Origin of the sequence: Algibacter sp., from assembly GCF_049667265.1 — a bacterium.
Lineage (GTDB): Bacteria > Bacteroidota > Bacteroidia > Flavobacteriales > Flavobacteriaceae > Algibacter_B.
In genome coordinates, this window is the sequence record NZ_JBATHX010000132.1 from 1 (window position 1) to 4,895 (window position 4,895).

Here is a 4,895-nt window from a genome sequence, read left to right on the forward strand (position 1 = left end):
CACCAGGTGGTTGTACGGAATGTTTGGGTGCTTTGACCATAAATGGAAATAATGTACAAAAAAACGTTGCTTATTATGTTATCGCACATGCTTCAAAATTTGTAAGACCTGGTTCAGTTAGAATTAAATCAAACTATGCTTCAGATATACCTAATGTAGCATTTAAAACCCCAAGCGGCAATATTGTAGTAATAGTTGTGAATAACACGGCTATTGATAAAATGTTTAATATTATAACTCCAGGAGAATCAGTCACAACATCTTTGGATGCAGGAGCAGTTGGAACTTATGTATGGTAATAATCTTTAAAATGAAATAAATTATGAAAAATAAATTTTTTGGTCTAATAGTTTTATCACTATTAACTATGTCTTGTTTAAATTCTAAAAAAGAAGCGTTGGAAATAACAGATTTGAAAACGGAAGAAAACCAAGAAAAATCTTTTATTAACCTAAAAGTTGAAGTTTTTACAACTGCAGAAGACACCGATTTAAGGCTTGCAAAAACCAATGAAATTGTATTCAATACTACGAACCAGCCAACTGAGGCTGAAGTTTCGGTGTTTGTTAATCCTAACAAAACGTTCCAAAAATTTATGGGAATTGGAGGCGCAATAACAGACGCTTCAGCAGAAGTGTTTGCCAAATTAAGTCCAGAAAAACAAGAGGAACTATTGCAGTCTTACTTCTCAAAAGAAGGCATTAGTTATAATGTAATAAGAACAAGTATCCATAGTTGCGATTTTAGCTCTGCAAGCCATACCTATATAAAAGAAGGCGATGCTGAATTAAAAACGTTTTCAATTGAACATGACAAAGAATATAGAATTCCCATGATAAAAAGAGCAACAGCTTTAATTAAAGACGATTTGGTTTTTTATGCGAGTCCATGGAGCCCTCCAGCTTTTATGAAGACAAATAAAGATATGTTACATGGTGGTAAGTTATTGCCAGAATACAACCAAGCTTGGGCAAATTATTATGTAAAATTTATTGAAGCTTATGAAGCTGAAGGTATACCAGTCTGGGGAGTAACCATACAAAACGAACCTATGGCAGTTCAAATTTGGGAATCTTGCATTTACACTGCTGAAGAAGAGCGCGATTTCTTAAAAAACTATTTAGGTCCAACCTTTGAAAAAGCAGGTATGGGAGATAAAAACATCGTAGTTTGGGATCATAACAGAGATTTAATATCTCATAGAGCTAATACTATTTTTGAAGACTCAGAAGCTGCAAAATATGCTTGGGGAATTGGGTTTCACTGGTACGAAACTTGGGCTGGAGGAGAACCTATGTATGATAACCTTAAGAATATTAAAGAATCATATCCGACTAAAAACCTATTGTTTACAGAAGGTTGTCAGGAAAAATTTGATGTCACTCAATATCAAAGATGGTCTAATGCTGAACGCTACGGAAACTCTATGATAAATGATTTTAATAGCGGTGTTGTAGGTTGGACCGATTGGAATATTTTATTGGATGAAACAGGTGGACCTAATCATGTTGGGAATTTATGTTTTGCACCAATACATGCTGATACAAATACAGGTGAATTAATTTATACACCTTCTTATTACTACATCGGTCATTTTTCAAAGTTTATCAATCCTGAAGCCATTAGGGTAAGCACAACAACAAGTAGAAGTACTCTTGAAAGCACCACATTTAAAAATTTAGATGGCTCTATGGTAACAGTGGTTATGAATAAAACTAATGAGGCTATTTCCTACAAATTAATTTTAAATGATAGCGAAGTATCACTTCAAATACCAAAACATGCTATGCAAACTTTGGTATATTAAACCTTAAAAATTTAAAAGTAAAAAAAAACATAAAATGAAGAGAATATTTTTTTTAGGATTTATGATAACATTATTATCATTTCCATCGTGTAGTAGTACCAGTGATAATGAGGAACCTGCTAATTTAAAACCATCAAACCTTTCTGTAACGGAAGTCAAGGTTGGTGCGGATAATAATAACCCTAATGGAGACGGTAGTGGAACTGTTAATTTCACAATTACATCTACAGGCGCAACGTATTACAAAGTGCTAATTAATAATGAAACTTTAGAATTCACAGAAAATACATTTAGTTACACGTTTACGCAAACAGGCACCCAAGATTACTCAATTATAGTTGCTGCTTATAATTCTCACGGATCTACGAGCATTACATATAGCATTACAGTATTTGTTCAAGGTGAATCAGGACTAGTTTGGTCAGATGAATTTAATACAGATGGCGCACCAAACCCATCTAATTGGGGATATGATTTAGGCGACCATGGTTGGGGAAATAATGAATTGCAAAACTATACCAATAATTCAGAAAACGCTATTGTTGAAGGCGGTGTTCTTAAAATTATTGCAAAAGCAAATGGAACGGGTTATACTTCAGCAAGAATAAAATCGCAGGGTTTACAATCATTTACATATGGTAGAATTGAAGTGAGAGCTAAACTTCCTGCATCTCAAGGTACATGGCCAGCCATATGGATGTTAGGTTCTAATTTTAGTACGGTTGGATGGCCCCAATGTGGTGAAATGGATATTATGGAACAAACAGGATGGGATAAAAATAAAGTTTTAGGAACCTTTCATTGGCAAGATAGCGCTAGTAATTCTTATGCTGGTTATGGATTAGAAACCTCTGCAAGTACTTCAACAACTGAATTTCATTTATACTCATTAGAATGGAGGGCTGATGTGATTCATGTGCATTATGACAATGTGCCTTATGTAACGTTTACTAATAACAACAATTTACCATTCAATGCTGACTTTTTCATCATCTTGAATATCGCTATGGGTGGTAATTTAGGCGGGGAAGTAGATCCTAATTTCACACAAGATGTAATGGAGGTAGATTATGTTAGGGTGTATCAATAAAAATTTATTGTATCCTATCCAGAAAAATGGCTACATGTTAAAATTGATTTTACATTGATAATTTTTATTACATTGCATTAAATAATAAATAACCAAGTGAACATAAAACGGAACACGTTTTAGAACACGATTTTCAAAAATAACAGCTGGGAAGCCCAGTGTTTGTGTTTAAAAAAATGCTAACACAGAACTCATAACCCGAAGGTCACTGGTTCGAGTCCAGTTCCCGCTACAAGTTAAGATATGGCTTCACAGAAATGTGAGGCCGTTTTTTATTTAATGGGCACAGAATAGTTACAGAATTTTACTTTTTATGTTTTGACAAAAAATCAATGATTTGATTGCTGATTTGCCCCATTCCTTTTATAGAAGGATGATTTCTTTTTTTATCGATTTCATTTAACTCGATATAATCTACTTTGTAGTGTTTACAAATAATCTTCACCGATTCATCTATGGTCTCATCCAAATCCGAATTAAGCAGAAAGTATATTTTAACATTCGGGTATCGACCAAGCATATAATTAAGCATATAAGCCATAGCTGGACGAAATTCATATAAATCTTCTTTAGTCCAATCATCATATTTGTATTGGCCAATAGGTGCATCGGCCCAATCGTCGTTAGTAGCTCCAAAAATGAAAATAATATCAGGACTCCCTAGATTATTCATACGTGTAATGAAAGAAAGTGATGTATAATCTTCTTTATTATAACCAGTGTTGCAAATAGTAGACCCCGAAAATGAATTGTTAACCTCAAGCTTATAGTTGTTTTCTTTTATGAATTTGTACCACCAGGTTTGGTTTACAGAATTAACATCTGTTTTTTGATTGATGTTAGTATTATACCAGACTTTGTTTGTGTCAGGATACATGTAGCGGTCAAAAGTTGAGTATGAATCTCCTAAAATGGAAACCGATTTAAAGCTCTGTGCACAACTAAAAAGTGAAAAAAAGATAGACAAGAACAGAATTAGTCTCAAATTTTTAGATACCATTTTTATATAGTTTAATTGTTACTAATCTTAATTTTTTGGAAGTGCTTCTGTTAAATTATTTATTCTTTTTTAAAAATTTGAATGCCATCCATCAGCCAATTATAGTATTCATCGCCATCGGGAGTATATCCAATAGGAGTATTCAAAATTTGTGTTCCATTCGGACTCAACAATACATAATAAGGTTGAGAATTGGATTGAAAAAATTGCGTTTGAAAATTCGCCCATTTGTGTCCGTAATTTTCAAGCTGTCTCGTACCTCCATTAATTCTATTAACTTCAACTCTTTCATCTTCTGGAAGCTCCTTTTTATCATCAACATAAAGTGAAATTAAAACATACTTATCTCTTAAAATTTTATCAATTTTATCAATAGACCAAACATGCTCTTCCATTTTTCTACAATTAACGCATGCATATCCAGTAAAATCTAATATTATTGGTTTATTAACTGTTTTGGCGTAAGCTAACCCTTCTTTTAAATCTTTAAAGCAATTTAAATTATTCGGACATTCATTTGGATATAAAAAACTATAACCAACGGGCGGCGCTAAACCACTTAAAAGTGTTAAAGATTGAAAAGTATTGGTTTCTTTATTAACTCTAAAACCGGAGATTAAATAAATGGTAAACGAAGCAACTAAAATTCCTCCTGCAATTCTGGTAAAGGATAATTTTTTTATTGGTGAATCATGTGGAAACTTTATTTTACCAAATAAATAAAGCGCTAAGCCAGCGAAAATGAGTATCCATATAATTAAAAAGGGCTCTATTTTTAGAAGGTCCCAATGCGCTACTAAATCGGCATTCGATAAAAATTTAAATGCTAAAGCTAATTCTAAAAAACCTAATACCACTTTAGTCGTATTTAACCAACCACCAGATTTAGGTAAAGCTTTTAACATATCAGGGAACATAGCGAATAAAGCGAATGGAAGCCCTAATGCGACTCCAAAACCAGCCATACCAGATGTTAGCTGCCAAGCACCACCATCGGC

Annotated in this window: 5 protein-coding genes; 3 read left to right on the forward strand and 2 right to left on the reverse strand. The window is 33.3% G+C overall.

What is annotated here, in order from left to right; genetic code table 11:
- From WBN21_RS04800 to WBN21_RS04810, 3 genes are all read left to right on the forward strand, one after another.
- A partial coding sequence (locus WBN21_RS04800; protein ID WP_424198148.1) for a glycoside hydrolase family 30 beta sandwich domain-containing protein occupies window positions 1–299 on the forward strand: 299 nt, incomplete at its 5' end.
- Window positions 300–322: 23 nt separating this feature from the next.
- Entirely contained in the window at window positions 323–1,807 is a 1,485-nt protein-coding gene (locus tag WBN21_RS04805) for a glycoside hydrolase family 30 protein (RefSeq protein ID WP_424198149.1), read from the forward strand.
- Between the two features lie 34 nt (window positions 1,808–1,841).
- Window positions 1,842–2,897, forward strand: a complete 1,056-nt coding sequence (locus tag WBN21_RS04810) for a glycoside hydrolase family 16 protein (RefSeq protein ID WP_424198150.1) — start codon at window positions 1,842–1,844, stop codon at window positions 2,895–2,897.
- Between the two features lie 304 nt (window positions 2,898–3,201).
- Here the strand turns inward: WBN21_RS04810 and WBN21_RS04815 are convergent, their stop codons facing one another.
- The gene (locus WBN21_RS04815; protein ID WP_424198151.1) at window positions 3,202–3,882 is read right to left on the reverse strand and encodes an SGNH/GDSL hydrolase family protein; all 681 of its coding nucleotides are present in this window, start codon (window positions 3,880–3,882) and stop codon (window positions 3,202–3,204) included.
- Window positions 3,883–3,956: 74 nt separating this feature from the next.
- Window positions 3,957–4,895, reverse strand: a 939-nt coding sequence (locus WBN21_RS04820) for a protein-disulfide reductase DsbD family protein (RefSeq protein WP_424198152.1), incomplete at its 5' end; no start/stop codon positions are given.

Coding starts and splice junctions, on each gene's coding strand:
- WBN21_RS04805 (WP_424198149.1), top strand. CDS start 323: ATGAAAAATAAATTTTTTGGTCTAATAGTTTTATCACTATTAACTATG.
- WBN21_RS04810 (WP_424198150.1), top strand. CDS start 1,842: ATGAAGAGAATATTTTTTTTAGGATTTATGATAACATTATTATCATTT.